Origin of the sequence: Streptomyces sp., from assembly GCF_050698815.1 — a bacterium.
Lineage (GTDB): Bacteria > Actinomycetota > Actinomycetes > Streptomycetales > Streptomycetaceae > Streptomyces.
In genome coordinates this window covers 1-3,016 of sequence record NZ_JBOHCV010000526.1, presented here as the reverse complement: position 1 = coordinate 3,016, position 3,016 = coordinate 1, and the positions used below count along the sequence as shown (strand labels likewise).

Below are 3,016 nucleotides of genomic sequence, written 5' to 3'. Positions count from 1 at the left end.
CACAGAGGTCCGGCCGGGACCTGTTCCTCGGGCTCAGAATCGTCGTCGTAGGAGAACGAACACATGGGAACCTCCTGGAGGAACCACGAGTGGTGGATGACGTCCCGGGTGCGGGGAGGCAGACCGGGACGTGGCATCGAAGGTATGTCCTGCCCGCGCGTCCACCGGCGCCTCATGACGTCCCCCTGACGCCGGTCGGCCGAGTCATGACGGATCACTGATGGCCGTGACCCGGAAGCGAAGGCGGCAGATGACCGCGACCGTGTCCCGGCGCAGGGCGTGGGCGACGACGGATCCGCGCTGGTTCTGCAGCAGTCGCTGCCACATGTGAGCGGGTTCGGACTCCGGGATGAGTACCGTGATCTGCGTGCCGGGACGACTCTGCGTGAGCCCCTGCACGTAGGCGGACAGCGGGCGGCCGAGGGATCTGGTGGCCGACACCACTTCGACGAGCTCCACCCCGGGCTTTCACAAAGCCCAGTCCCTGCGCAGGGATTCGGCGGCCTCACTGTCCTCAGGGGCCGGATGCGTGACGGTCACGGCCAGGACTTCGTCCCCCAGGGACCGCGCCGCTGTCAGGGCCTGGCACGTCAGCCGGGACAGGCTGGAGACGGGCACGACGACCAGTGAGTGCGCACGCTGCGGGGCCTGCGGGATGCGGCCCAGTTCCAGCCGCTCGCCGATCTCACCGTAGGTGTGGTGGACCTTCTCGAAGGCGAGGACGAGCAAGGGCAGAGCGAGGAGGATCATCCACGCGCCTTCGGTCACTCTGGTGGCGGTGACGACGACCGCCGAGAGGCCGGTCAGCGCTGCGCCCAGGGCGTTGAGAGCGGCCTTGGTCTGCCAGCCCGTGGGGCGCTGTTCGTACCAGTGGCGGACCATGCCGAACTGGCAGATCGTGAAGCCGACGAAGACGCCGATCGCGAAGAGGGGCACGAGCGTGTTGGTGTCCCCGCCGGAGAAGACCAACAGCGCGGCGGAGACGGCTGCCAGGGTGAGCACACCGTGGCGGTGCACCTGCCGGTCGGCCTTCAGCGCGAACAGGTGCGGGAGGTAGTTGTCGCGAGCGAGCAGGCTCATCAGGACGGGGAGACCGCCGAATGAGGTGTTCGCTGCCAGCGCGAGCAGCACCATGGTGGCGAACTGGACGACGTAGAAGGCCAGGTTGTGTCCGAAGGAGGCGTCGGCGAGCTGGGCGAGGACGGTCACTCCCTCGACCGGCTGGAGGTGAAAGCGACCGATGAGTACCGACAGCCCGATGAGCATGACGCCGAGCAGCGCTCCGAGCGCCACTTCGGTCCGCTGGGCCCGGCGGGCCGCCGGTGTACGGAAGGACGGCACGGCGTTGGCGACTGCCTCTACGCCGGTGAGGGCGGAGCAGCCTGCGGCGAACGCCTTCAGCAGCAGCAACGCCCCGACGGTTGTGGCGCCTTCGCCGAGCGCGGACGCGTGTCCGTCGACCGATGCCGTGCTCGCCGGTGCGTCCCGGAACAGACCGACCACGATCATCGAGAGGATCGAGCCCACGAACAAGGCGGTCGGAACGAGAAACGCCTTGGCGGAGTCGACGACTCCGCGCAGATTCACGGCCGCCACGAGAGCCAGGACGGCCAGGCAGAGCCAGACCCGCTCACCGTAGAGGGCCGGGAAAGCAGACGTCAGGGCTGCGACGCCGGCGGTGACCGAGACAGCCACGTTCAGGACATAGTCCAGGACGAGCGATGCGGCCGCCACCAGGCTGGTGCGCCGGCCCAGGTGCCGCTTGGCAACCGCGTAGGACCCACCACCGTCGGGGAAGGCGGCGATCACCTGGCGGTAGGAGGCGACCAGCACCGCGAGGAGTGTGGCGATCGCAAGGGTGACGGGAAGCGTGAAGCCCAGCCCGTAAGCCCCGGCAACGGCGAGGACGAGGACGATCGGCTCCGGCCCGTAGGCGACGGACGCCATGGCGTCCAGCGACAGGGCGGAGAGGCCCTGGAGCGCGGTGAGCCGGTGCCGATCGCCGCTGGCGAAATGCTGGTCCGGAGCACTGGGCGCACCGGTATCAGGGGGCTCCTCCTTGCGCGAGTCGCGTTCCCCGGGGCCCGGCTTTCGTGTGTTGATCGACATCGCGTGCGGTACCTCCGTTGGCAAAGTGGTGCCAGCGTCGGATCACCACGCACCAGTGAGAAGCGCTCTTGGCGGAACGCATACGCCGGAGGCCCCACTCTTCATGTGCTCCTGATACGGCGGCTGGGAAGCCGTATGGGCTGCGTCAAGAGGTCGCCGGCGGGCGCCTCCGTGACGTGGCCGGTGGCGATGTCCGCGATGTCCAGGGCGCCGGCTCCGTGATCCGCCACTCCGCGATCCGCCACTCCGCGACCAAAGCGACGCGCTACTGGCGGTCGACGGGCATGGGGACGAGCCCGTCGGCGACCAGGCCGGCAAGTACCGCCTCACCCAGGGCGTGCACGGCGGACTGGGGGCGGACCATCACGGAGGGCACGCTGTGGGAGAACCACGTCCTCGCACCCTCCTCCGACCTGACGGACCACTTCTGAGCATGCAGCCATCACCAGCCGTCTCCTGCGTCTTCGTCTGCAAGGACGCCACAGGACGCATCCTCCTGGCTCGCCGCAGCGCGGGCGCCCGGGACGAACCGGGTACGTGGGACACCGGCGCCGGCGCCCTGGAACACGGCGAGACGTTCGACCAGGCCGTCACGCGAGAGGTCCGTGAGGAGTACACCGCAACTCCCCTCTCCATCAGCACGATCGGCGTACGCAACATCCTCCGCGGCGACCCCGTCTCGCACTGGGTCGCCGTGGTCTTCGCCGTAGAGGTGGATCCGTCCGAGGTCGCGATCGGCGAGCCCCACAAGTTCGACACCCTCGGCTGGTTCACCCCGGCCGGGCTCCCCTACCCCCAGCACTCCCAACTCCCGGAAACCCTGGCCCTCTTCCGCGACCAGCACCCCGGCCCATCACACCCCGAGGAGACGTGATGCACCCGATACTGGTCGAACGGTCCTTCCACG

General features: G+C 69.0%; 1 protein-coding gene and 2 pseudogenes. 1 reads left to right on the top strand and 2 read right to left on the bottom strand.

What is annotated here, in order from left to right; all coding sequences use genetic code 11:
- Positions 1–204: 204 nt before the first annotated feature.
- Both ACRDP3_RS19030 and ACRDP3_RS19025 read right to left on the bottom strand, forming a co-directional pair.
- Positions 205–2,109, bottom strand: a pseudogene (locus ACRDP3_RS19030) (APC family permease).
- Positions 2,110–2,374: 265 nt separating this feature from the next.
- Positions 2,375–2,479: pseudogene (locus tag ACRDP3_RS19025) on the bottom strand (nuclear transport factor 2 family protein); the annotation flags it as partial.
- A gap of 63 nt (positions 2,480–2,542) precedes the next feature.
- On the opposite strand from ACRDP3_RS19025, the gene ACRDP3_RS19020 reads away from it, so the two are divergent.
- A complete protein-coding gene (locus ACRDP3_RS19020; RefSeq protein WP_431518167.1) occupies positions 2,543–2,983 on the top strand; it encodes an NUDIX hydrolase in 441 nt (146 codons plus the stop codon).
- Positions 2,984–3,016 lie beyond the last annotated feature (33 nt).